The sequence below is a fragment of the Streptomyces sp. PSU-S4-23 genome, from assembly GCF_055632315.1.
In genome coordinates this window covers 1,657,756-1,680,519 of record NZ_JBVMUU010000002.1, presented here as the reverse complement: position 1 = coordinate 1,680,519, position 22,764 = coordinate 1,657,756, and the positions used below count along the sequence as shown (strand labels likewise).

Sequence of the window (22,764 nt, the reverse complement as noted above, 5' to 3'; positions counted from 1 at the left end):
TCACAATTTGCCGCCGCGGGTGCCGTCGCGCCGGGCGGGCGCGATGAGGGTGGACAGGTACGGCAGGGCGCCGTCCTCCAGGTCGGCGGCCGGGCGGATGGACTCGTCCGGCAGCCCGAGCGCGGACCCCCACACGGCGTCGTCGATGCGGCCGGTCTCCCGCAGTGCCTCGGCGACCTCGCGCGCCTGCCGCCCGAACTTGTAGGCGACGACGGTACCGGGACCGCCAAGCGCGTCCTTGAGCACGGTGGCACCCGCGGTGACGGGCACGAGGGTGAGGGGCTCGGTGCCCTCGGTCAGCACGGCGCCCGACCGGGCGGCGAGGTCCTGCATGGCGGTGATGCCGGGCACGGTCTCGACCACGGTCCCCGGCAGGAGCCGCTGGACGGTCTGCGCGAGATAGGTGAACGTCGAGTACACGTTGGGGTCGCCGATGGTGGCGAAGGCGACGGCCGCGTGCCGCCGCAGCAGTTCGGCCACCCGCTGCCCGGCCGCGTCCCAGGCGGCCTCGCGCCGCGCCCGGTCGCTGCGCTCGTTCAGCGCGAACACCACCCGTACGACCTTCTCCTCGGACACGTAGTGCAGCACGGTGGCCTCGGCGCGCCCGCGCTCCCCGCCGTCGCTTCCGTCGGACGCGGCCATGACGGGCACGACGACGACGTCCGCGCCCCGCAGCGCGCCCACGCCCTTGACGGTCACCAGCTCGGGGTCGCCGGGGCCCACCCCGACTCCGATCAGCGTGCTGCTCATGACGTCCGGCACCTCTCCACGAACCGACGGGCCGCACCGGGCGCGGCCGCCCAGTGCGTGTGCAGATAACTGGCGTGCACCCCGCGGTGCACAAAGCCTTCGACGCGGCGGTGAGGGGCGCGCAGGCCCCAGGCGGGGGCCGCCCCCGCGCCGGGCTCGACGACGGTCCGGTGGAACTCGTGCCCCCGCATCCGCGTCCCGGCCGCGGCGAGGACGCCGTCGCTCACGGCCACGGCGTCGCGGTAGCCCAGGGTGAGCCGCTCGCTCATGCGGGCACTCGCGTCGAGGACGCCGCACATCGGCCGCCCGTCCAGCTCCCGGCACAGGTACAGCAGCCCGGCGCACTCCGCGGCGACGGGCGCGCCGGCCAGCGCGAGCGCGGCGACGGCCTGGCGCAGCGGCACGTTGGCGGACAGCTCGGCGGCGTGCACCTCGGGGAACCCGCCGCCGATCACCAGCCCGGCGGTGCCCTCCGGCAGCCGCTCGTCGCGGAGCGGGTCGAAGGGGACGACGTCGGCTCCGGCGGCGGCGAGCAGTTCGGTGTGCTCGGCGTAGGAGAAGGTGAACGCGGCCCCGCCGGCGACCGCGACCACCGCGCGCCCGCCGCCGTCGGCGACCGGAGGCTCCCACGGGCCGTCGGGCAGCGCCCGCGCGCTACGCGCCAGCGCCAGCAGCGCCTCCAGGTCGCAGCCCGCGCGCATCTGCGCGGCCATCGCCGCCACGGCGGCCACGGCCTCCGCGCGGCGCTCGGCGACCGGCACCAGGCCGAGGTGGCGCGAGGGCGTCTCCATCCGGGGTGTCCGCCGCAGGACACCGAGGACCGGCACGCCGGAGGCGTCCAGCGCCTCCCGCAGCAACTCCTCGTGCCGATCGGAGGCGACCTTGTTCAGGATCACGCCCCCGATCCGCACCCCCGGATCCCAGGACGCGAACCCGTGCACCAGCGCGGCCACCGACCGTGACTGGGACGACGCGTCGACCACGAGCACCACCGGCGCCGCGAGCAGCTTCGCCACCTGCGCCGTGGAGGCCAGCTCCCCTTCGCCGGCGGCCCCGTCGTACAGCCCCATCACGCCCTCGACGACGGCGATGTCGCACCCGCGCGCCCCGTGCAGGAAAAGCGGCGCGATCAGCTCGGGACCGCACAGGTACGCGTCGAGGTTGCGTCCCGTGCGCCCCGTCGCCAGCGCGTGGTAGCCGGGGTCGATGTAGTCGGGTCCCACCTTGTGCGGGGACACGGCCAGCCCCCGCTCGGTGAGGGCGGCCATCAGCCCCGTGGCGACGGTGGTCTTGCCGCTGCCGGAGGAGGGCGCGGCGATGACCAGCCGGGGTACGGACGTCACCACTCGATGCCTCTCTGGCCCTTCTGGCCCACGTCCATGGGGTGCTTGACCTTGGACATGTCGGTCACCAGGTCCGCGAAGCCGACCAGCTGGTCCGGCGCGTTGCGTCCGGTGATCACCACGTGCTGGGTCCCCGGCCGGTCGCGCAGCACCTCGACGACCTCGTCGGTGTCGACCCAGCCCCAGTGCATCGGGTAGGCGAACTCGTCGAGCACGTACAGCCGGTACGTCTGCGCCGCCAGGTCCCGCTTGACCTGCTCCCAGCCCTCGCGGGCCTTCTCCTCGTTGGTGGCGTTGTCCCCCTGGAGACCGCGCTGCACCCAGGACCAGCCCTCGCCCATCTTGTGCCAGGCGACCGTGCCGCCCTCACCGGAATCGCCGAGCACGCGCAGCGCCCGCTCCTCGCCGACCTTCCACTTCGCCGACTTGACGAACTGGAACACCCCGACGGGCCAGCCCTGGTTCCAGGCGCGCAGCGCGAGCCCGAAGGCGGCGGTCGACTTGCCCTTGCCGGTCCCGGTGTGCACGACGACCAGCGGCCGGTTACGCCGCTGACGGGTCGTCAGACCGTCGTCCGGTACGACACTCGGCTGTCCCTGCGGCATTACGCGGCCCTCCTCGCGGTCCTCTGCGTCCCCTGCACGTCCCTCACCAGCCCCGCGATACCGTCCGCGCGCAGCTCGTCCGGCGTCACCGCCGTACCGCCCAGCTCACCCGCGAGCCGCCCGGCCAGCCCCAGGCGTACCGGCCCCGACTCGCAGTCCACGACCACGGACGCGACTCCCTCCGCCGCCAGCAGCCGCGCCGCGCGCCCCGCCAGCCCGACCGGGTCCGCGCCGCCGGTGGCCCGCCCGTCGGTGACGACCACGACCAGCGCCCGCCGTGCCGGATCCCGCAGCCGCTCCACCCGCAGCACGTCATGGGCCTTCAGCAGCCCCGCGGCCAGCGGGGTCCGGCCGCCCGTGGGCAGCGACTCCAGCCGGGCCGCCGCCGCGTCCACCGACGACGTCGGCGGCAGCGCGACCTCGGCCGCCGACCCCCGGAAGGTCACCAGCCCCACCTTGTCCCGCCGCTGGTAGGCGTCGAGCAGCAGGGACAGCACCGCACCCTTCACGGCACTCATCCGCTGCCGCGCCGCCATCGACCCGGAGGCGTCGACCACGAACAGCACGAGATTGCCCTCGCGCCCCTCACGGGTCGCCTGCCGCAGATCGTCCCGGCGCACCACCAGCCCGGGCCCGGACCGTCCGCGCGCCCGCTGGTGGGGCGCCGCGGCCTGCACGGTCGCGGCCAGGTGCAGCTTGGTGAGCGTCCCCCGGGGGCGGCGGGCCCCGGTGGTACGGCCGTGCTCGGTCCGCGCCCGTGACCGCCGCCCGGCGGCACCCTCGCCGATCCCGGGCACGCTCAGCACTTTGGTGCGGAAGGGCTCCGAGGCCCCTACGGCCGCCTGCTCGCCGCCTCCGGCGGCCTGCGGCCGCCCGTCCTCACCGGCCTCGGGCCGCGCGCCGGTGTCACCGCCGCCCGGATCGCCGTCCGTCCGCGGCGGCCGTCCACCGCCGCCACCGGGCCCGTCCGGGTCCGGATCGCCGTCGCCCTCGTCCTGCCCGCCGAACTGCTCCAGCGTCTCGTCGAGCTTGTCCTCGTCCAGGCCAGGCGCGTCGAACGGGTTGCGCCGCCGCCGGTGCGGCAGCGCCAGCAGCGCGGCCTGCCGCACGTCCTCGGCCAGGACGTCCCCGCGGCCCGCCCAGGCGGCCAGCGCGGTCGCGGTGCGCGCCATCACGATGTCGGCCCGCATGCCGTCCACCTCGAACGCGGCGCAGGTCGCCGCGATCTGCCGCAGCGCCCCGTCCCCGAGCCGCACGGACGGCAGCAGCTCGCGCGCGGCCACGATCCGCGCCCGCACGGCGGCCTCCTCCTCGGCCCAGCGCGCCGCGAAACCCTCCGGGTCGTCGTCGTGGGCGAGCCGCCGCCGCACGACCTCCACCCGCTGGTCCGGCTCGCGCGACGCGGCCACCTCGACGGTCAGCCCGAACCGGTCGAGCAGCTGCGGACGCAGCTCGCCCTCCTCGGGGTTCATGGTGCCGACGAGCAGGAAACGGGCGGCGTGCCGCACGGAGACACCCTCGCGCTCGACGTACGAGGCGCCCATCGCGGCCGCGTCGAGGAGCAGGTCGACCAGGTGGTCGTGGAGGAGGTTGACCTCGTCGACGTACAGGATCCCGCGGTGCGCGCCGGCCAGCAGCCCCGGCTCGAACGCCTTCACGCCCTCGGCCAGGGCCCGTTCGATGTCCAGGGCGCCCACCAGCCGGTCCTCGGAGGCGCCGACGGGAAGCTCGACCATGCGCGCGGGCCGGGACTCGAAGGCCCCCGGCGCGTGCGGCCCGTCCGGGCACGCCGGATCGGGCGCCCCGGGATCGCAGGAGAACCGGCATCCGGAGACCACGTCCACTGCCGGCAGCAGAGCCGAAAGGGCCCGCACGGCGGTCGACTTGGCGGTGCCCTTCTCGCCGCGCACGAGGACACCGCCGACCGCCGGGCTCACCGCGTTCAGGAGCAGCGCCAGCCGGAGGTCGTCCTGGCCGACGACGGCCGTGAACGGAAACGGGGTACTCACTTGTCGTCGCCCTCCAGATCGCCCTCGAGTTCCAGATAGGTGGCGCGCAGCCGCTCCAGCGTGTCCGCGTCCGGCTCGGCCCACAGGCCGCGGTCGGCGGCCTCCAGCAGGCGTTCGGTGATGCCGCGCAGCGCCCAGGGGTTGGACTTCTTCATGAAGTCCCGGTTCTCGGCGTCGAAGACGTACTCCGCGCTGAGCTTCTCGTACATCCAGTCGTCGACGACGCCCGCCGTTGCGTCGTACCCGAACAGGTAGTCCACGGTCGCGGCCATCTCGAACGCGCCCTTGTAGCCGTGGCGCCGCATCGCCGCCATCCAGCGCGGGTTGACGACGCGGGCGCGGAAGACACGGTGGGTCTCCTCGCCCAGGGTGCGGGTCCTGACCTGGTCGGGAACGGCGGAATCGCCCACGTAGGCCTCGGGGTTGGAGCCCGTGAGGTGCCGCACCACGGCGACCATGCCGCCGTGGTACTGGAAGTAGTCGTCCGCGTCCACGAGGTCGTGCTCGCGGGTGTCCACGTTCTTGGCGGCGACGGCGATCCGCCGGAACGCCGTCTCCATGTCGCCGCGCGCCGCCCGGCCGTCCAGTCCGCGCCCGTACGCGTAGCCGCCCCACACGGCGTACACCTCGGCGAGGTCGGCGTCGGACCTCCAGTTCCGCGCGTCGATCAGCGGCAGCAGTCCCGCGCCGTACGCGCCCGGCTTGGAGCCGAAGATGCGGGCCGTCGCGCGCCGCCGGTCGCCGTGGGCGGCGGTGTCCTCGTCGGCGTGCGCGCGCACGAAGTTCCGCTCGGCGGGCTCGTCCAGCTCGGCGACCGCCCGCACGGCGTCGTCGACGAGGCCCACGACGTGCGGGAACGCGTCGCGGAAGAAGCCCGAGATACGGACCGTGACGTCGATGCGAGGGCGGCCCAGCTCGGCGAGCGGCACGATCTCGAAGCCGGTCACCCGGCGCGAGGCGTCGTCCCACACCGGGCGGCAGCCGAGCAGCGCGAGGATCTCGGCGATGTCGTCGCCCTGGGTGCGCATGGCGGACGTGCCCCAGACGGTCAGGCCCACGGACCTGGGGTACTCGCCGGTGTCGCCGAGATGGCGGGCGACCAGTGAGTCCGCCAGCGACTGCCCGACCTCCCAGCTCAGCCGCGAGGGAATGGCCTTGGGGTCGACGGAGTAGAAGTTGCGGCCGGTCGGCAGGACGTTGACGAGGCCGCGGGTCGGGGAGCCCGACGGCCCGGCCGGGACGTAGCCGCCGTCGAGCGCCCTGAGGATGTGCCCGATCTCGTCGGTGGTCCGGGCCAGCCGGGGCACGACCTCGGCGCACGCGAACTCCAGGACGGCGACGGCGTCCGGCGGTTCGGTGCCGAGCACCTCCCGCACGAGCACGGGTGCGGTCCCGGGGTGCCAGTCGCGCGCCTCCATGCCCTCCGCGAGGCGGCGGCACAGCACCTCCAGGAGGTCGATCGCGTCCGCCGCCGTACGCGACGGGCCCGCCACCAGGTCCGTCAGCTCGGCCGGCACCTTCACCGGGGCACCCGGCCGTGCGAGCAGCTCCTTCTCCACCAGGCCGAACTGCCCGGCGAGCGACGCCCGCAGGCCCGGGAGCGCGTTCGCCCGGCCGCCCCACACCTGCGCGGCGCGCAGCACGGCGAGCACCAGGTTCACGCGCGGCTCGCCGACCGGGCCGCCGCCCAGCACGTGCAGTCCGTCCCGGATCTGCACGTCCTTGATCTCGCACAGATAGCCGTCGATGTGCATGACGAACTCGTCGAACGCGTCCTCGTCCGGCTGCTCGTCCACGTGCAGGTCGTGGTGCAGCTCGGCGGCCTTGACGAGGGTCCAGATCTGGGCCCGTACCGCGGGCGCCTTCGCCGGGTCCAGGTCGGACACCAGCGCGTACTCGTCGAGCAGCTGCTCCAGCTTCGCCAGGTCGCCGTAGGTGTCGGCGCGCGCCATCGGCGGTACGAGGTGGTCGACGACCGTGGCGTGCCCGCGCCGCTTGGCCTGGGTGCCCTCGCCGGGGTCGTTGACGATGAAGGGGTACACCAGGGGCAGGTCGCCGAGGACGGCGTCCGGCGCGCAGCCCCGGCCGAGACCGAGGCCCTTGCCCGGCAGCCACTCCATGGTGCCGTGCTTGCCCATGTGCACCACGGCGTCGGCCCGGAACGTGTTCTCCAGCCAGCGGTACGCCGCCATGTAGTGGTGCGACGGCGGCATGTCGGGGTCGTGGTAGATCGCGATCGGGTTCTCGCCGAAGCCGCGCGGCGGCTGGATCATCACGACGACGTTCCCGAACCGCAGCGACGCCAGCACGATGTCGTCGCCGTCGACGTACAGGCCGCCCGGCGGCTCGCCCCACGCCCCGGTCATCGCGTCCCGCAGCCCCGGGTCGAGCGCCTCGAACCACGCCCGGTAGTCGGCGAGGGGCACCCGCGCGGGCGCGGCGGCCAGCTGCTCCTCCGTCAGCCACTCCACGTCATGGCCGCCGGCCGCGATGAGCCGGTGGATCAGCTCGTCGCCCTCCGCGGGGTGCCCCTCGACGGCGTACCCCGCGTCGCGCAGCGCGTCCAGGACCCGTACCGCCGACGCGGGCGTGTCCAGGCCGACCGCGTTGCCGACCCGCGAGTGCTTGGTCGGGTAGGCGGTGAAGACGAGCGCGATCCGCTTGTCGGCGTTCGCCGTGTGCCGCAGCCGCGCGTGCCGTACGGCGATCCCGGCGACCCGCGCCGCCCGCTCCGGGTCGGCCGCGTACACCGGTACGCCGTCCGGGCCCTGCTCCTTGAAGGAGAAGGGGACCGTGACGAGGCGGCCGTCGAACTCCGGGATCGCGACCTGCATGGCCGCGTCCATGGGGGAGAGGGCGGCGTCGGACTCCTCCCACGCGGCGCGGGAGGAGGTCAGGCACAGGCCCTGGAGCACCGGGGCACCCAGGTCCGCGAGCGCCCCGACGTCCCAGGACTCCTCTTCGCCGCCCGCCGACGCCTGGGAGGCGTGCGTGCCGCCGGCGGCGAGGACGGTGGCCACCAGGGCGTCGGCCCCCGACAGCAGCGCGTACAGCCCCGGGTCGGCGCCGCGCAGCGAACCGCAGAACACCGGCAGGGCGTTGGCGCCCTTCGCCTCGATCGCGTCGCACAGCGCGTCCACGAAGGCGGTGTTGCCGCTCAGTTCATGGGCCCGGTAGAAGAGCACGCCGACGGTGGGCCGCCCCTCGACGTGCCCCCGCTCCCCATGGACCCCGTACTCGGGCATCGTGCGCGGCTCGACGAACCCCTCACCGGTCAGCAGCACGGTGTCGGACAGGAACCGGGCCAGTTCCGCGAGGTTGGCGGGGCCGCCCTCCACGAGGTAGCGCAGCGCCTCGGCCACGACACCCGCGGGCGCGGACGACTCGGCCATCAGCTCGGCGTCGGGCACGGACTCTCCGCCCAGCAGCACGGTCGGGACACCGCAGGCCCTCAGCCGGGCGAGCCCGTCCTCCCAGGCGCGCTTGCCGCCCAGCAGACGTACGACGGCGATGTCCGCGCCCTCCAGGAGGGCGGGCAGCTCGGTGTCGACGTCCACCCGGACCGGGTTGCCGATCCGGTAGGGCGCGCCGGAGGCACGGGCCGCCAGCAGATCCGTGTCGGCGGTCGACAACAACAACACTGTGCTCATGCGGGCGCTCCCGGGGGAATGAAGGGCAGTCCTGGCGGCGCGCCCGACTCGATGAGCCGCCACAGCGCGTCCGTGTCCGCGTGCTGTTCGATCAGGTCGCCGAGCCGGTCGAGCTGCTCCTCGCGCAGCGCGGCGAACGACGTGTCGGGCGCGGGCACGAAGCGGCGGCCCGCGGCGGCCGCCACCTCGCGCAGGAACGCCCGCCGGAAACCGTCCGACTCCAGGGAGCCGTGCCAGTGGGTGCCCCAGGTCTGACCGACCCGGCAGCCGTCGAGGAAGGGATCGCCACCGGTGACCTCGGCGACCCCGTGGTGGATCTCGTACCCCTCGACGCGCTCGCCGAGGGCCTTTCCGGCGGGCCGGGTCAGGGTCTTCTCCCGTGCGAACCGGACCCGCACCGGCAGCACCCCCAGCCCCTCGACGTGTCCCCTGCGGCTCTCCACCTCGTCCTCGATGTGCTCGCCGAGGATCTGGAAACCGCCGCAGACACCGAGGACCGGGCGCCCTTCCGCGGCCCTGCGCACCAGGGCGTCCGCGAGGCCGCGTTCGCGCAGCCACTCCAGGGCCCTGACGGTGCCGCGGGTGCCGGGGACGACGACGAGGTCGGCGTCGGCCAGCTCCTCGGGCCGGTCCACGAACCGGACCGCCACGCCCGGCTCGGCGGCCAGCGCGTCCACGTCGGTGAAGTTGGACATGAGGGGGACGGCGCACACGGCGACCCGCAGCACGTCCTCGCCGAACGGCGCGGCGATCCGAGACTCGCGTACGGCACCCCGGAGGGACACCCGCAGCCCGTCCTCCTCGTCGATCCCGAGGCCGTGCCGGAACGGCAGCACGCCGTAAGTCCGCCGTCCGGTGAGCCCGTGCAGCATGTCGAGCCCCGGCTCCAGCAGTGAGACGTCGCCGCGGAACTTGTTGACGAGGAATCCGGCGACGAGCTCCTGGTCCTCGCGCGAGAGCAGCGCGACCGTGCCGAAGAAGGAGGCGAACACGCCACCGCGGTCGATGTCGCCGACGACGAGGACGGGGAGCCGGGCGTTGCGGGCGATCCCCATGTTCACGATGTCGGTGCGCCGCAGATTGATCTCGGCAGGACTGCCGGCCCCCTCGCAGATCACCGCGTCGTAGGTGCCCCGCAACTCGGCGAGGCAGTCCAGGACGGTGCCGAGAAGCTGCCGTTGCCGCCCCCCGTGGTACCCGCGTGCGCTCAGCTCGCCGACCGGCCTGCCGAGCAGCACGACCTGGCTGCTCTGCTCGCCGCCCGGCTTGAGCAGTACGGGGTTCATCAGCGCGGTCGGCTCGGTACGGCACGCCTGGGCCTGCATGGCCTGCGCCCGCCCGATCTCGGCGCCCTCACGGGTGACGAAGGAGTTGAGGGACATGTTCTGCGCCTTGAAGGGCGCGACCTTCACTCCCTGCCGTACCAGCCAGCGGCAGATCCCGGCGGCGACGACGCTCTTGCCGGCGTCGGAGGTGGTGCCGGCGACGAGGAGTCCGCCGCTCATGAGGTGTGTCCCTTCGCGAGAAGCCGTCGGGCCGCGAGGCGCCCGGCGAGGGTGACGCCGAGCGCGAGCCCGCTGACCCCGCGGGAGAGCCGTACCGCCCGTTCGATGTCGTCCGTGCGCACCGCGCGCCCCGCCGCGTTGAGGACGGGCCGGTGCTCGACGCGGCCCCCGTACGACAGCGTTCCGCCCAGCCGTACGCCCAGGGCACCCGCGAACGCGGCCTCCACCGGGCCCGCGTTGGGGCTCGGATGCCGCGCGGCGTCGGCACGCCAGGCGCGCACGGCGCCGCGCGGATCGGGGCCGGAGGCCGCCGCGAGGAGGGCTGTCAGCCGTGCCCCCGGCCATCCGGCGAGGTCGTCGAGCCGGGCGGACGCCCACCCGAACCGCCGGTACCGGGGCGAGACGTGGCCCACCATGGCGTCGAGGGTGTTGACGGCACGGAAGCCGGCGAGCCCGGGCACACCGGCGACGGCTCCCCACACCAGCGCGCCCACCACGGCGTCGGAGGTGTTCTCGGCGACGGACTCCACGACCGCCCGCGCGATCCCGTCGGCGTCGAGCGCCTGGGGGTCCCGTCCGCACAGATGGGGCAGCCGCGCACGGGCGGCCCCGATGTCCCCCGCCTCCAGGGAGCGCCCGACGGCCCGCGCCTCCCGCGCCAGGGACGTCCCCCCGACGACGGCCCAGGTGGCGGCGGCGGTCAGGACCAGGGACGCGGCGCGCGAGGGGCGCGCGACGGACGCGGCCAGCGCCGCCGTCGCCACGGCGCCCCCGGCGCACACGGCGGTGTGCAGCGCGCCCCACCCGCGGTGGTCCCGCCACAACACCCGCTCCACGACGCCCGCGGCCCGCCCGAACGCGGCGACCGGATGCCCTCGGCGCGGATCGCCGAGCAGGAGGTCACCGAGGAGGCCGGCGGCGGCGCCGTACGCGAAGACGCGATCGGCACCCATCGGCTCAGCCGACCGTGGGGTCGGGCAGGGGGCGGGTACGGAACCTCGATCGGCAGCCGCGCATGGCGATATGTCCTCACTCAGGGTGTCCACGCCCTGGTTCGATGAGACCGGCGGTGAGAGTTCCTGGCTCCCGGGACGTTCCTTCCCGGTGACAGTGGCGGGACCGCGCCGGACTTGCACCGGCTTCCTCTCCTGCCGCCGTGGTGGCCCCGGCAGTCCACCACGCCTCCGGAACACCCGTCAACTGGGTCTTGACCTGCGACGCTGCGGTGTGCTGAGCCCCACACCGCTGAAATATCGTCAGCCAACCGAATCGGCGCTATCTGTGCTCTTTCCGCGCGGGGAAGCTGGGAAGACTAGGGACGGCACTACGAACGAATCGGCATGACCAACGCGAAGAGCGCCGACGAGCGGCATTGGGTGATTCGTTGCGGGGAGACGAACCTGGTGTGGCCGGGCCTCTGTTGCCTGTGGCAGCGGTGGGACACGGCGCTCGGGAGCGTCACGGTGAGGACGCTGTGTCGGTGCGCTGACTGGTGAGTGGAGGTCGGTGTGATCGGCAGGGACCCGACGGGGCGGGTGTGGCGCAAGAGCAGTCACTCGGGAGGGGACAACAACGACTGCGTCGAAGTGACCGTGGAGACAGCGCACGTGCTCGTGCGTGACTCGAAACGGCGGGCCGGGCCGGTGCTCGTCTTTCGCCGTGCCGCGTGGTGTGGTTTGCTGGCTGGACTTGAGAACCCGGCGGCCGGCGGTTTCTGAAGGGGCCGTCCAGAGGGCGGGAGGGGACCCGTATGGCAGACAGGGCCAGGGATGTCTCGGCACGCGCGGGCGGTCCCCACACTCCGCGCCCGTCCTTGTCGGCGGCGGCCCCGCTGGCACTCTTCTCCTTGACCACGGGGGTGTTCGCGGTGGGCGTCGGAGCGCTCGCCGCGCTGCTCGTACCGGGATCCACGGCGCGGGCCCTGGTCTGGCTCGTGGTGACGATCGTCGCGGCCGCCAGCGCCGGGCTGTGGTGGGGCCTCACCCCCGTCACGGAGCGTCTCCGTGTTCTCGACCGGGCTGTGGCGACGGTTCGTCCGCGGGGCTCGGGGACCCGCTGAGCCCGGGCGCGCGCGGCGCCGACGAGCGGCCGCGCAGCGACCGGCCGACGCAGGCCGCGAGCACGGTGACGGCGGCCGCGCCGAGTACCCCGACCACCGTCGTGGTCAGGGGGGTCAGAGCGTCCAGCGCGAGGCTGGGCGCCACCCGGGCGGACACGGCGATGCCGAACAGCAGGACGCTGCCGCACGCCGTGCCCAGCAGCAGTCGGCCGCCCGGGGGCCGTGTGCCGTCCTCGCCGCCCGTGTGCTCCACCTCGTGGAGCGCGGGGGCGCCCTCGTGCGGCCCGGCGGGCCGCGGCGGGACGCCCGGCGGCCTGTCCGTCGCGACGGAGCGGAGCGTGCGCAGCCGCCTGTACCAGTCAGCAATCCCCAAGGCCGCCATGGCCCCTCCCCGTTGTCCGCCCGGGCCGTTCCTCCCGGGTTTCAGCCGTTGCCGAGACTCTCCTTGACCGCGTCGATCAGCTCGATCATCCGGTCGCCGTCGTACGCCTTGTTGCTGATGTCCTCGAAGCACTCCTGGTAGCGGGACGTGAGGTCGAGGTCGTCCCGGTTCGCCACGCTGCCGGTGGCGCCCTCCAGGTAGAGCAGGTCGTCGTCGTCCCTGAAGCCGAGCAGGGTGAAGGACCCGCCCATGCTGTAGTGCGCGCCCGCCGCGAACGGCAGCAGGCGCATGGTGACCCTGGGGTGCTGGGACATCGTCTTGAGGTGTTCCAGCTGACGTCGCATCACCCCCGGTCCGCCGATGACCCTCCGCACGACCGCCTCGTCCAGCACGATGCTCACGTCGGGCCCCTGCTCGCCGTCGAAGATCCGCTCCTGCCTGGTGGTGCGCAGCTCCGCCGAGCGCCGGGCCACTTCGGCGGTCTCGCGGGGTTCCAGCTGGGCCATCGTGTAGTCCTCGATCTGGAACAGCGAGTAGACGACCGACGGGTGGTAGAAGCGGATCGAGGTCGCGGCGCTCTCGTAGCCCAGGTACTGGGCGAACTGCGGCCGCACCATGTCGCTGTACGGCGCCCACCAGGACGGCCCCTTCGAGCCGCGGGCCGCCTCCTCCAGCTCGCCCACCAGCCCGGAGTCCGTCACCCGGTACAGCTGGAGCAGGGCGCGCAGGTCTGTGACGCTGAGGCTGACCGTGCCGGCCTCCAGCCGGATCAGTTTCGACAGTGACCACTCCAGCGCGTCGGCCGCCTCCCGCTGGGTGAGACCGGCTTCCTCCCGCGCCTTGCGCAACTCGATACGGAGCCTGCGTCGGTTCAGGCTCGGATCGATGTCCCTGGCCATGTCGCTCCCTGCTACACGTCGTCTTCGGCTGGTCGGGCGGCCAACGTCGGGCAGCAACTCATCCATTAGACTAGGTGAGTTGGGCATGGGCGGCCAGACCTCTGCCGCTTCGCCACCTGTCTTTTCGACGTGGTCGTATGCGGGGTAGACCGTAGCAAATCGGCATATATCTAACAAAGATCAGCCCCCGCAGTGATCGTCACTGCGGGGGCTTGGCCGTGCGCGCCCATGCGCGCGGGCGCGCTGTGGGGGTTACTTGGCCACGATCAGATAGATCCCGTACGACACCGCCGCCGCGCACGCCGCGAAACAGACGTACGCGCCGGTGGCCGCCAGGGCGGCCGTGCCGCCACGCGCCGTCTCCTTCTTCGTGAGGCCGACGACGCCCAGGGTGAACAGGCCCACCAGGGCCACGGTGACGATGAGGCTGACGCCGAAGACGGAGCCGAGGGCTGCCCAGTCGATCTTCATGGGGTGTACTTCCTTATACCGTCGCGGGGCGGGTCGGCTCCGCGGAGGGGCCTTCCGGGGCCTGGAGGGTGGTGGTCCTCAGCTCGGCGCCGTCCGTCGCGGCGCTCTCCGCCGCGGTGTCGTCCGCCGTGACCGGGCCCGCCGGGGGCGGGATCACCGCGGCGATCGCGGCCGTGACGACGCCCGAGGGCTCCGTCTCGACGTCGTTGACGTTGTGGACCGTGACCGGCTTGCGGCGGGAACGGGCCCAGATGGCGCCGGCGCCGGCGACCAGCAGCACTCCCGTGGCGGCCGTGCCCCAGGTGCCCTGCTTGGTGAGGACTTCGGCGGCGCCGCCGACCAGGCCGGCGGCCGGAAGGGTCAGGACCCAGGCGACGAGCATCCTGGTCGCGGTGGACCAGCGCACCGCGGCGCCCTTGCGGCCGAGGCCGGACCCCATGACCGCGCCGGAGACGACCTGGGTGGTGGAGAGCGAGAAGCCGAGGTGGGAGGAGGCGAGGATCGCGGTCGCCGCGCTGGTCTGGGCGGCGAAGCCCTGCTGCGGGGCCAGGTCCGTCAGACCCTTGCCCATCGTGCGGATGATGCGCCAGCCGCCGAGGTAGGTGCCGAGCGCGATGGCCGTACCGGCCGAGACGATGACCCAGGTGGGAGGGTTCGAGCCGGGGGCGATGACGTCACCGGTGACGAGCGCCAGCGTGATGACGCCCATCGTCTTCTGCGCGTCGTTGGTGCCGTGCGCCAGGGAGACCAGGCCGGCCGAGGCTATCTGCCCGGCGCGGTAGCCCTTCGCGCTCGCCTTCTCGTCGGCGTGGTGGCTGAAGGTGTACGACAGGCGCGTCGCCAGCATCGAGGCGAGGCCCGCCACGATCGGCGCGGCGACCGCGGGGATGAGGACCTTGGTGACGACCGTCGAGCCGTTCACCGCGGACCAGCTGGCGGAGGTGACGGCGGCGCCGATCAGGCCGCCGAAGAGGGCGTGGGAGGAGCTCGACGGCAGGCCGAGAAGCCAGGTCAGCAGGTTCCAGAGGATCGCGCCCACCAGGGCCGCGAAGATCACTTCGACGCGTATGCCCTGTTCGTTGATGATGCCGCCGGAGATCGTCTTGGCGACCTCCACCGAGAGAAAGGCGCCGACGAGGTTCAGCACGGCGGACATGGCCACCGCCGTCTTGGGCTTGAGGGCGCCGGTCGAGATGGTCGTGGCCATCGCGTTGGCTGTGTCGTGGAAACCGTTCGTGAAATCGAACACGAGAGCGGTGACGATCACGATTCCGAGGAGGAGCGTGATGTGTTCCATTTACCCAGGCTTCTCTAGGACGTCAGTGGCGCGTGAACCGTACGCAACCTGGGTGAACGGAAGATGAACTGAGACGGGCCGGAGGGTGTACCGATCGGGGTGCCGCCGCTCCGTTTCGTCGCGGGACCGCGGCGGTGGCGCTCTCGAACGAATGCGGAATTCCACCTTCCGGAAATCTTCGGGTCCGCTCGGTCCCGCCACCGGGCCCTGTGCGGTGTCTGGCAGGATCGCGTCATGGCTGAGCAGCGAGACGACGCACCGGACGCACAGGCCGTACCGGAGGCCGCGGCGGGCGGCCGGGGGCGGGGCGGGACGGATGCCGCGGACGAGGTGGCGCGGGCGTGGGACGAACTCGTCGCGACGGCCCGCCGCACCGTCGCCGACGGGCTGGTCGTCGGAACGTCCGGCAACGTCTCCGTCCGCGTCGGAGACATCGTGCTGGTCACACCCACGGGCGTGCCGTACGAGCGGCTGACACCGGGCGACGCGGTCGGCGTCGGCCTCGACGGCGGGCAGGTGCTCGGCTCGCTGCGTCCGACGAGCGAGCTGCCGATGCACCTGGCCGTCTACCGCACCACCGGGGCGCGTGCCGTCGTCCACACGCACGCCGTGCACGCGACGGCGGTCTCCACCCTGGTCCCGGAGCTGCCGCTGATCCACTACATGGCCGCCGCCCTCGGCGGACCGGTCCGGGTCGCCCCGTACGCGACCTACGGCACGCCCGAGTTGGCCGAGAACACCCTCCGGGCCCTGAGGGGCCGCAGCGCCTGTCTCCTGGAGAACCACGGCACGCTCGCCCACGGGTCGTCGCTGACCCAGGCATACGACCGCACCGCCCAACTGGAGTGGATGTGCCGCGTCTGGCTGGCGGCGTCCTCCGTACCCGGCCTCACACCGTCGCTGCTCACCCGGGAGCAGGTGGCGGAGGTGGGGGAGCGGCTGCGGGGATACGGGCAGGGGTAAGGGCCGGGACGGCGACGGCCGTGCGCGCACGCGCCCGGCGGGGTCACCCCCCGCCGTCCTCCCACTGGCCGGGGGCGGGCTCCACCGCGAGACTGGACGGGTGCGCACTGTCACAGCGGCGGCCGCAGCCGCCACCACAGCCATCGCCACAGCAGCCGCGGCCGGCCTCGTCGTGGGCCGCATGGCCAGCAACGCGGCGCTCAAGGCGCCGCCGGGCCGCCCGCTGCCCACCGAGCCCCGCCTCACCGTGCACTCCACGGCGGCCGGCCGGATCACCCTCACCCGGGACCTGGCCTCTCAGCGCCCCGGCGTCTACGGCCTGTCCGCCAACGGCTCGCACGCGGTCGTCGGACCGGTCCTGCCCACCGCCCCGCACTCCGCCGACACCGTCGTACGCCGCCTGGAACGCGTCACCCAGGGCACGATGGAACCCGGCGGCCGGGCCTGGCTCACCCCCGCCGTGCACATCGGCGACCCGGCCACCGCCCTCGGCCTCCGCCACACCGATGTCGACGTGCCCGGCGAACTCGGGACCCTGCCCGCCTGGTTCGTACCCGGCGCCCGCGACACGTGGGTGATCACCGTGCACGGCCTGGGCACCACCCGGGAACATCCCATGAACGTCATGGAGTTCCTCAGCCGCCACCGCTTCCCGGTCCTCGACCCCGCCTACCGCGGCGACCCCGGGGCACCGCGGCCCCCGGACGGCCTGAACCACCTCGGCGAGACCGAGTGGCACGATCTGGACGCCGCCATCCGCTACGCCGTGGTCCACGGCGCCGAGCGCGTCGTCCTGCACGGCTGGTCCACCGGTGCCACCATGGCGCTGCGCGCCGCCGCGCACTCCTCGCTGCGCGAGCGGATCTCCGGGCTCGTCCTGGACTCGCCCGTGCTCAGCTGGGAGACCACGCTGCGCGCCCTGGCCGTGGCCCGCCGCACCCCCGGCGCCCTGCTGCCGCTGGCGGTGCGCGCCGCCCAGGGCCGTGCCGGTCTGCACCTCGACCGGGTGCGGGAGACCGTCGCCACGGACCGCCTCTCGGTGCCCGTCCTGATCTTCCACGGCCCCGACGACACGGTCGCCCCCTGGGGGCCCTCGCGCCGCCTCGCGCAGCGCCGCCCGGACCTGGTCACCCTCCACACCGTGCAGGGCGCCCCGCACGGAGCGATGTGGAACGCGGACCCCGCCGCCTACGAAGAGGCCATGCGGCGCTTCCTGACCCCGCTCATGTGAGGCGCGGGCCGGCCCGCCGCCCGGCCGCCGCACCCCGGATCGCGGCCCCGCGCCGCCTTCCGCTTAACCCGCCGGACAAGCCCTCGCGCCTGCCGCGATCCCTCTCGGAACCCCTGCCTTGGCCAGCCCTGTCGCCCGTCGTGACATTCCGTTTGGGTTTTCGGACCGTCAACCGGAAGACTGCACCCGTGACGTCCCGTAACCCGCGCGACTCCAGGCTCCGACTCGTCCGCCCGCGGCCCCTGGCCGACGCTCCCCGAGCGGTGACCCAGCGCCGCTCGCGCCGCCCCGCCCCCCGGCCGCCCGAGGGCACACCCCCGCCCGCGGAACTGGCCGCCATGGCCCGCGCCCGACTGGCCGACGCGGCCCGTCTCGCCCGCTGGGCCGACACCGCGCTCCGGCCCGGACGCGACGGCGCGGCCTCCGACGGCAAGGGCGCCCTCTCCGACACCACCGCCGAACGGGCCGCCGGTGAACTCGGCCTGACCGCCGCTCAGGTCCGTGCCGACTGGGACACCGCCCGCCTGGCCGGCCTCGTCGAGGTGCACGGCGACAGCGCCCGCCCCGGCTGGCGGCTGCGCGCCTGGAACCGCGACGACTCCGCCGTGCTGCGCGGCTGGGTCGCCCTCTTCGACGCCTGGTCGCTCGCCTGCCCCGAGCCCGCGGACCATGAGCACGCCGCCGTCGCCGAGGTCGTCTCGGCCATGCCCCAGGTGCTCTCCTTTCTGCAGCTGTCCGCGGGGCCCGTCCCGGTCGAGCAGCTCCTCGACCTCCTGGAGCAGCGGGTCACCGAACTGCGCACCGAGCGCTGCGAGATCCCCCTCGCCCCGGCCGTCGCCGACGGCCCCCACGACGAGGCGCCCCCTGCCGCCGCCGCAGACGCCGCCCCCGCGGACGCCGCCCCCGCAGACACCGCCCTCACCGATGCCGGCCCCGTGCCGGGGCCGGACCAGGGCCCCGCCGAGGACACCCCCCTCGCCCCTCTGCTCGACTGGGCCCTGCGCGCGCTGGCCTCCGTGGGCGCCCTCGTCTACGGGGACGGGCAGGCCACCCTGACGCCGCTCGGCAGCTGGGCGGTCTGGGTCAAGCTGGAGCAGATCTGCGTCGCCGCGCAGAGTCCCGCCGGGAACATCGAGCAGAACGCGGAGGACATGCTCCGCGGCTGCGCCCGGCTCCGCCCGAACGCGGCCCGTGCCGAGTACCGCGCCTGGCTCGCCGCCCGCACCGTCGGCAGCGCCGTGACCGAACTCCTGGACGCCGCCCGCGGCGAGGACGCCCTCCTGCGCGGCCTGGCCTTCGAGGCGCTGCGGGTGGTCGGGGCCCCCGCCGAGCCCGATGTGCGCGCCGCCGCGAAGGAGACCCCGCTGCGCCCCTACGCCCTGCTCTGGCTCGCCGAGCACGACGGCACCGACCCGGAGGACGCCCACGAGGTGCTGACCCGGGAGGAGGCCACATGGCTGTGGGTCGACACCGCCGCGGCCGTCGCCGACCACGGCGAGGCCCCGCTCCTCGTGCGCCATCTGGAGTCGGCGGTGCAGCCCACCGTGCCCGCGCTCCTGAACGAGGTGCGGGGCGTCGGGCACCCCCGCACCGTGCAGGTGCTGGTCGCGCTCGCCGCCGCCCACCCGGACCCCGCGCTCGCCAAGGCCGTGCGCCGCGCCGCCTTCCAGGTCCACACCGGGGGCAGCTGACCGCCCGTCAGACGGCTATGTCCGGGGCGTAGGTACCGAAGCTCCAGATGTTGCCCTCGGCGTCACGGGCCATGTAGTCCCGCGAGCCGTACTCCTGGTCCGTCGGGGGCATCAGGATGTCCGCGCCGTGCTCCACGGCGCGCCGGTGGTGCGCGTCGACGTCGTCCACGGCGACGTACACCCCGCACGGGCCCGCGCCCTTCATGGCCTCGTCGAAGGCGCCGCCCCGGCCCTTGGAGCCGAGCATCACCGCGCCGTTGCCCTGCACCAGCTCGGCGTGCAGCACCGAGCCGTTCTCGTCCTCGTACACCGACAGCTCCGTGAAGCCGAACGCCTCCGTGAGCTGCTTGAGCGCCGCCTTCGCGTCGGTGTACAGCAGCGTCGGGCAGATGCTCGGACGCCTCCCGTCCATGCCCGCCATCGCGATCACTCCCCTCCGGTGTCCCTGCCGCAATCACGGCCTGCGCCCAGTCTCGCACCGGCCACTGACAGTGACCCCGAGCCGGTCGCGGGACGGGGCGGGGAGCACCACGGTGCCGGACGTCCGCACCGGCGAAAAGCGCTTGCGCCGCCCCGTTAGACTGGGCCCATGGCCATTCTCCTCGCGCATTAGACGGCGGGAACGTCCGCAGCCGCCCATCCCGCCACCCTCCCGCCCTGGAGTCTGTCCGTGATCTCCGCATCCGGTATCGAGCTGCGCGCCGGTGCGCGCATCCTCATCGAGAACGCCACCTTCCGCGTCGCCAAGGGCGACCGCATCGGCCTGGTCGGCCGCAACGGCGCCGGGAAGACCACCCTCACCAAGGTCCTCGCGGGCGAGGGCATCCCCGCCGGGGGCACCGTCACCCGCTCCGGCGAGGTGGGGTACCTCCCGCAGGACCCCCGCACCGGCGACCTGGACGTGCTGGCCCGCGACCGCGTCCTCTCCGCGCGCGGCCTCGACGTGCTGATCCGCAAGATGCGCGAGAACGAGCAGCGCATCGCCACCGGCCAGGGCGCCACCCGCGAGAAGGCCCTCAAGCAGTACGAGCGCCAGGAGACCGAGTTCCTCACCAAGGGCGGGTACGCCGCGGAGGCCGAGGCCGCCACCATCGCCGCCGCCCTCAACCTGCCCGACCGGGTGCTCGGCCAGCCGCTGCACACGCTCTCGGGCGGGCAGCGCCGCCGCATCGAGCTGGCCCGCATCCTGTTCTCCGACGCGGACACCCTGCTGCTCGACGAGCCGACGAACCACCTCGACGCCGATTCGATCATCTGGCTGCGCGACTATCTGAAGACCTACCGTGGCGGCTTCATCGTCATCTCCCACGACGTCGACCTGGTCGACACGGTCGTCAACAAGGTGTTCTACCTGGACGCCAACCGCGCCACGATCGACATCTACAACATGAGCTGGAAGCTCTACCAGCAGCAGCGCGAGGCCGACGAGAAGCGCCGCAAGCGCGAGCGCGCCAACGCCGAGAAGAAGGCGGCCGCGCTCAACGCGCAGGCCGACAAGATGCGCGCCAAGGCCACCAAGACGGTCGCCGCGCAGAACATGGCCCGCCGCGCCGAGAAACTGCTGGCCGGCCTGGAGGAGGCCCGCCGGTCCGACAAGGTGGCCAGGCTCCGCTTCCCAGAGCCCGCGCCCTGCGGCAAGACCCCGCTGATGGCCGAGGGACTGTCCAAGTCGTACGGGTCGCTGGAGATCTTCACCGACGTCGACCTGGCCATCGACAAGGGATCGAGGGTCGTCATCCTCGGCCTCAACGGCGCCGGCAAGACCACTCTGCTGCGGCTGCTCGCGGGCGTCGAGCAGCCGGACACGGGCGCCGTCGTCCCCGGGCACGGTCTCAAGCTCGGTTACTACGCCCAGGAGCACGAGACCCTCGACCCGGACCGCACGGTTCTGGAGAACATGCGCTCCGCCGCGCCCGACATGGACCTCGTCGAGGTCCGCAAGGTGCTCGGGTCCTTCCTGTTCTCCGGTGACGACGTCGACAAGCCCGCAGGTGTCCTCTCCGGCGGCGAGAAGACCCGTCTCGCCCTCGCCACCCTCGTCGTCTCCTCCGCGAACGTGCTGCTCCTCGACGAGCCGACCAACAACCTCGACCCGGCCAGCCGCGAGGAGATCCTCGGCGCCCTGCGCACCTACACGGGCGCGGTCGTCCTGGTCACGCACGACGAGGGCGCGGTCGAAGCGCTCCAGCCGGAGCGCATCATCCTGCTGCCCGACGGTGTCGAGGACCTGTGGGGCGCCGACTACCAGGACCTCGTGGCCCTCGCCTGAGTCCGGCCGCGGCGCCGGAGGCGGTCAGCGCCGTTTGACCGAATGGTTGATCCCCGCGTATGGATCATTCGGCCGACGCGTGATCCATCATCTGTGTGAGATCTCCTCGTACCCGGGTGTGTCCTGCACCGAATCGGCGGGCGGACCCCCTCGTCCCGGGGCTCCGCCCGCCGCGCGCCGCTGACCTGGCGCTTCCCGGGTGAACCCGTTCGGGCACAGCGATGCCACCGGGCGGAACCCCAGATTCCGTTCGTGGGGATGTGCTCCTGTCGTCACAACCATGTCTCACGGACCTTGCCGAATGGGTGGCCATCACGCCTCCGAGGGGTGATCATGAGGAGACCAGAGCGCACTTCCCATGAGGAGGCACGGGTGGCCGAGACTCTGAAGAAGGGCAGCCGGGTGACCGGCGCCGCGCGCGACAAGCTCGCGGCAGACCTGAAGAAGAAGTACGACTCCGGTGCGAGCATCCGGGCGCTGGCCGAGGAGACCGGCCGCTCGTATGGCTTCGTTCACCGGATGCTCAGTGAGTCGGGCGTCACGCTCCGAGGGCGTGGCGGGGCGACGCGGGGCAAGAAGACCCCGTCGGCCTGACGCCGGGCGCCCCATCGGCTTCGGTGGTGGCCACCCGGTCGATCGGTCCCCCAGTGCCTCAAGGGGCCTGGGGGTGCCCCCGTCCGGCCGGGTGGTTACTGTGCAGTCACTTATGGATGCCGTTGCATGGCATCCTCTCCTGACCGCACCCATCGGAGGCGCCCCATGGCTTCGCTCGACCCAGCACTCGACAAGGACGGCGTACGGCTCACCGTCGACGAGGCGATCGCCACGGTGACGTTGACCAACCCGGCCAAGCGGAACGCCCAGAGCCCCGCTCTGTGGCGCACACTCACGGAGGCCGGGCGCGCGCTGCCCGGTTCCGTTCGCGTGGTCGTGCTGCGCGCCGAGGGCAAGTCGTTCTCTGCCGGGCTCGACCGGCAGATGTTCACCCCCGAGGGAATCGAGGGCGAACCGACGTTCATCGACCTCGCGCGCAGCAGCGACGCCGAACTGGACGCGACCATCGCCGAGTACCAGGAGGCGTTCACCTGGTGGCGGCGCAACGACATCGTGTCCATCGCCGCCGTGCAGGGCCACGCGGTCGGTGCGGGCTTCCAGCTCGCCCTCGCCTGTGACCTGCGCGTCGTCGCGGACGACGTGCAGTTCGCCATGCGCGAGACCAGCCTGGGCCTCGTACCGGACCTCACGGGCACGCATCCGCTGGTGGACCTGGTCGGCTACGCCCGTGCGCTGGAGATCTGCGCGACGGGCCGCTTCGTGGCGGCCGAGGAGGCCGTGGCCACGGGGCTGGCGAACCTCGCCGTGGCCCGTGAGCAGCTCGACGACGCCGTACGGGACCTGGCCTCCGCGCTGCTCGCGGCGCCCCGGGACGCGGTGGTCGAGACCAAGGCACTGCTGCGCGGGGCGCAGGGACGGTCCTACGAGGACCAGCGGGCCGCGGAGCGGGCCGCCCAGGCGCGCCGGCTGCGTGATCTGGCCGGGGTCGGCGACTAGGGTTCGACGGCCGTCACAGCGCCCGGCACCCGCCGCGACCGACGGTCCACCCGGACGGGCGGCGCGGCAGGGCCGTGCCGCCATGCCGT

At 73.6% G+C, this 22,764-nt stretch carries 19 protein-coding genes and 1 riboswitch; of the genes, 7 read left to right on the top strand and 12 right to left on the bottom strand.

The features are described 5' to 3' along the window. Genes cobI through ACZ79I_RS08425 form a run of 7 tightly spaced genes read right to left on the bottom strand, consistent with a single transcriptional unit; the run spans position 1 to position 10,815 of the window. Positions 1 to 750, bottom strand: coding sequence for a precorrin-2 C(20)-methyltransferase (gene cobI / locus ACZ79I_RS08455; protein ID WP_471495663.1), 750 nt, complete (start codon positions 748 to 750; stop codon positions 1 to 3). After that, a complete protein-coding gene (locus ACZ79I_RS08450) occupies positions 747 to 2,096 on the bottom strand; it encodes a cobyrinate a,c-diamide synthase (protein ID WP_471495661.1) in 1,350 nt (449 codons plus the stop codon). The genes cobI and ACZ79I_RS08450 overlap by 4 nt, the downstream gene beginning before the upstream one ends. Further along, a complete protein-coding gene (gene cobO / locus ACZ79I_RS08445; protein ID WP_471495659.1) occupies positions 2,090 to 2,698 on the bottom strand; it encodes a cob(I)yrinic acid a,c-diamide adenosyltransferase in 609 nt (202 codons plus the stop codon). The genes ACZ79I_RS08450 and cobO overlap by 7 nt, the downstream gene beginning before the upstream one ends. Next, a complete protein-coding gene (locus ACZ79I_RS08440) occupies positions 2,698 to 4,707 on the bottom strand; it encodes a putative cobaltochelatase (protein ID WP_471495658.1) in 2,010 nt (669 codons plus the stop codon). The genes cobO and ACZ79I_RS08440 overlap by 1 nt, the downstream gene beginning before the upstream one ends. Continuing rightward, positions 4,704 to 8,357 carry a cobaltochelatase subunit CobN gene (cobN, locus tag ACZ79I_RS08435; RefSeq protein WP_471495656.1) on the bottom strand — a complete coding sequence of 1,218 codons (3,654 nt, stop codon included), beginning with the start codon at positions 8,355 to 8,357 and terminating at the stop codon, positions 4,704 to 4,706. The genes ACZ79I_RS08440 and cobN overlap by 4 nt, the downstream gene beginning before the upstream one ends. After that, a complete protein-coding gene (locus tag ACZ79I_RS08430; protein ID WP_471495654.1) occupies positions 8,354 to 9,862 on the bottom strand; it encodes a cobyric acid synthase in 1,509 nt (502 codons plus the stop codon). Before ACZ79I_RS08430 ends, cobN begins: the two co-directional genes overlap by 4 nt. Next, a complete protein-coding gene (locus ACZ79I_RS08425) occupies positions 9,859 to 10,815 on the bottom strand; it encodes a cobalamin biosynthesis protein (protein ID WP_471495652.1) in 957 nt (318 codons plus the stop codon). The genes ACZ79I_RS08430 and ACZ79I_RS08425 overlap by 4 nt, the downstream gene beginning before the upstream one ends. 101 nt (positions 10,816 to 10,916) lie before the next feature. After that, a riboswitch (cobalamin riboswitch) is annotated at positions 10,917 to 11,055 on the bottom strand. A gap of 303 nt (positions 11,056 to 11,358) precedes the next feature. On the opposite strand from ACZ79I_RS08425, the gene ACZ79I_RS08420 reads away from it, so the two are divergent. After that, entirely contained in the window at positions 11,359 to 11,580 is a 222-nt protein-coding gene (locus tag ACZ79I_RS08420) for a DUF397 domain-containing protein (RefSeq protein ID WP_471495651.1), read from the top strand. A 270-nt stretch (positions 11,581 to 11,850) separates the two neighbouring features. On the opposite strand, the gene ACZ79I_RS08415 is transcribed toward ACZ79I_RS08420, so the two are convergent. The 4 genes from ACZ79I_RS08415 to ACZ79I_RS08400 form a co-directional block, all read right to left on the bottom strand. Then, positions 11,851 to 12,303 carry a hypothetical protein gene (locus ACZ79I_RS08415; RefSeq protein WP_471495649.1) on the bottom strand — a complete coding sequence of 151 codons (453 nt, stop codon included), beginning with the start codon at positions 12,301 to 12,303 and terminating at the stop codon, positions 11,851 to 11,853. Between the two features lie 41 nt (positions 12,304 to 12,344). Next, a complete protein-coding gene (locus tag ACZ79I_RS08410) occupies positions 12,345 to 13,202 on the bottom strand; it encodes a helix-turn-helix domain-containing protein (protein ID WP_471495647.1) in 858 nt (285 codons plus the stop codon). Positions 13,203 to 13,454: 252 nt separating this feature from the next. Further along, positions 13,455 to 13,673 (bottom strand): hypothetical protein, encoded by a 219-nt coding sequence (locus tag ACZ79I_RS08405; RefSeq protein WP_381083182.1) that lies wholly within the window; start codon positions 13,671 to 13,673, stop codon positions 13,455 to 13,457. A 13-nt stretch (positions 13,674 to 13,686) separates the two neighbouring features. Continuing rightward, positions 13,687 to 14,970 (bottom strand): inorganic phosphate transporter, encoded by a 1,284-nt coding sequence (locus ACZ79I_RS08400; RefSeq protein WP_471495645.1) that lies wholly within the window; start codon positions 14,968 to 14,970, stop codon positions 13,687 to 13,689. Positions 14,971 to 15,204: 234 nt separating this feature from the next. Between ACZ79I_RS08400 and ACZ79I_RS08395 the strand changes: the two genes are divergently transcribed. From ACZ79I_RS08395 to ACZ79I_RS08385, 3 genes are all read left to right on the top strand, one after another. Continuing rightward, positions 15,205 to 15,933 (top strand): class II aldolase/adducin family protein, encoded by a 729-nt coding sequence (locus tag ACZ79I_RS08395; RefSeq protein ID WP_471495643.1) that lies wholly within the window; start codon positions 15,205 to 15,207, stop codon positions 15,931 to 15,933. A 100-nt stretch (positions 15,934 to 16,033) separates the two neighbouring features. Further along, complete coding sequence (locus ACZ79I_RS08390; RefSeq protein ID WP_471495641.1) at positions 16,034 to 17,164, top strand: alpha/beta hydrolase family protein; 1,131 nt, start codon at positions 16,034 to 16,036, stop codon at positions 17,162 to 17,164. 188 nt (positions 17,165 to 17,352) lie between these two features. Continuing rightward, entirely contained in the window at positions 17,353 to 18,855 is a 1,503-nt protein-coding gene (locus tag ACZ79I_RS08385) for a hypothetical protein (protein WP_471495639.1), read from the top strand. Between the two features lie 7 nt (positions 18,856 to 18,862). Here the strand turns inward: ACZ79I_RS08385 and ACZ79I_RS08380 are convergent, their stop codons facing one another. Next, positions 18,863 to 19,276, bottom strand: a complete 414-nt coding sequence (locus tag ACZ79I_RS08380; RefSeq protein ID WP_471495637.1) for a VOC family protein — start codon at positions 19,274 to 19,276, stop codon at positions 18,863 to 18,865. 249 nt (positions 19,277 to 19,525) lie between these two features. Here ACZ79I_RS08380 and abc-f point away from each other — a divergent pair, with 249 nt between their 5' ends. The 3 genes from abc-f to ACZ79I_RS08365 all read left to right on the top strand — a co-directional run bounded on the left by abc-f (position 19,526) and on the right by ACZ79I_RS08365 (position 22,675). Further along, positions 19,526 to 21,124 (top strand): ribosomal protection-like ABC-F family protein, encoded by a 1,599-nt coding sequence (gene abc-f / locus ACZ79I_RS08375; protein ID WP_471495635.1) that lies wholly within the window; start codon positions 19,526 to 19,528, stop codon positions 21,122 to 21,124. Between the two features lie 372 nt (positions 21,125 to 21,496). Further along, positions 21,497 to 21,718 (top strand): helix-turn-helix domain-containing protein, encoded by a 222-nt coding sequence (locus ACZ79I_RS08370; RefSeq protein ID WP_471495633.1) that lies wholly within the window; start codon positions 21,497 to 21,499, stop codon positions 21,716 to 21,718. Between the two features lie 165 nt (positions 21,719 to 21,883). Beyond that, entirely contained in the window at positions 21,884 to 22,675 is a 792-nt protein-coding gene (locus ACZ79I_RS08365; protein ID WP_471495631.1) for an enoyl-CoA hydratase/isomerase family protein, read from the top strand. The last annotated feature ends 89 nt before the right edge of the window (positions 22,676 to 22,764 follow it).

Bases quoted from the DNA above. Each gene is read 5' to 3' on its own strand.
- cobI (WP_471495663.1), bottom strand. From the start codon at position 750: ATGAGCAGCACGCTGATCGGAGTCGGGGTGGGCCCCGGCGACCCCGAG.
- ACZ79I_RS08425 (WP_471495652.1), bottom strand. From the start codon at position 10,815: ATGGGTGCCGATCGCGTCTTCGCGTACGGCGCCGCCGCCGGCCTCCTC.
- ACZ79I_RS08380 (WP_471495637.1), bottom strand. From the start codon at position 19,276: ATGGCGGGCATGGACGGGAGGCGTCCGAGCATCTGCCCGACGCTGCTG.
- ACZ79I_RS08395 (WP_471495643.1), top strand. From the start codon at position 15,205: ATGGCTGAGCAGCGAGACGACGCACCGGACGCACAGGCCGTACCGGAG.
- ACZ79I_RS08365 (WP_471495631.1), top strand. From the start codon at position 21,884: ATGGCTTCGCTCGACCCAGCACTCGACAAGGACGGCGTACGGCTCACC.
- ACZ79I_RS08410 (WP_471495647.1), bottom strand. From the start codon at position 13,202: ATGGCCAGGGACATCGATCCGAGCCTGAACCGACGCAGGCTCCGTATC.
- cobO (WP_471495659.1), bottom strand. From the start codon at position 2,698: ATGCCGCAGGGACAGCCGAGTGTCGTACCGGACGACGGTCTGACGACC.
- ACZ79I_RS08405 (WP_381083182.1), bottom strand. From the start codon at position 13,673: ATGAAGATCGACTGGGCAGCCCTCGGCTCCGTCTTCGGCGTCAGCCTC.
- cobN (WP_471495656.1), bottom strand. From the start codon at position 8,357: ATGAGCACAGTGTTGTTGTTGTCGACCGCCGACACGGATCTGCTGGCG.
- ACZ79I_RS08415 (WP_471495649.1), bottom strand. From the start codon at position 12,303: ATGGCGGCCTTGGGGATTGCTGACTGGTACAGGCGGCTGCGCACGCTC.
- ACZ79I_RS08400 (WP_471495645.1), bottom strand. From the start codon at position 14,970: ATGGAACACATCACGCTCCTCCTCGGAATCGTGATCGTCACCGCTCTC.
- ACZ79I_RS08430 (WP_471495654.1), bottom strand. From the start codon at position 9,862: ATGAGCGGCGGACTCCTCGTCGCCGGCACCACCTCCGACGCCGGCAAG.